The sequence below is a fragment of the Vibrio sp. 2132-1 genome, assembly GCF_033344315.1.
In genome coordinates this window covers 1-723 of sequence record NZ_JAWPON010000298.1, presented here as the reverse complement: position 1 = coordinate 723, position 723 = coordinate 1, and the positions used below count along the sequence as shown (strand labels likewise).

Below are 723 nucleotides of genomic sequence, written 5' to 3'. Positions count from 1 at the left end.
GATCTCAGTTGCGGCGGGGTTCTTCCTCGCCGCAAAATCAGAACCTGCGAGCCTGACGTTGTTTTTAACAACCTTGGCTGGCGTGGGGCTGGTGATTGCTTCAGGTTGTGTGGTGAACAATATTTTTGACCGCGATATCGACCAAAAGATGGCGCGGACACAAAATCGTGAGACCGTAAAAGGGAACATCAATATCGATGTCGCCTTTGTCTATGCTTTGGCGATGTTACTGGTGGGAACGGCGCTGCTGTTCCAATTAGTTAATCCGCTTTCGGCGGTCGTGGTGCTACTCGGTTACGTCTACTACGTGTTCTTCTACACTATGTGGTACAAGCGCAACTCAGTATACGGCACTCTCGTTGGTAGCATCTCTGGCGCCGTGCCGCCATTAGTGGGCTACTTGGCGGTGACCAACTTCATCAGCTTAGAAGCGATTTTGCTGTTTACCATGTTCTGCTTATGGCAAATGCCGCACTCCTACGCGATTGCGATGTTCCGTATGCAAGACTATCGAGAAGCGGGGATTCCGGTTTTACCCGTTAAAGAGGGTATTCATAAAGCACACCGACACATGAAAGCGTATGTGGTGGCCTTTGGCGCAGTATCGTTGGGATTATTTTTACTTGGTGAAGCTGGCTATGAATACTTAGCGGTTGCGGCTGTCGTTTGCTTTATGTGGACGAAAGTGACCTTTCGCAGCATTGACGACAGTAACTACGTCGC

General features: G+C 49.8%; 1 protein-coding gene. It reads left to right on the top strand.

Going from position 1 to position 723, the window contains the following annotated elements; all coding sequences use genetic code 11:
• Position 1: 1 nt before the first annotated feature.
• Positions 2–723, top strand: a 722-nt coding sequence (cyoE, locus tag R8N47_RS25030; protein WP_318186084.1) for a heme o synthase, incomplete at its 3' end; no start/stop codon positions are given.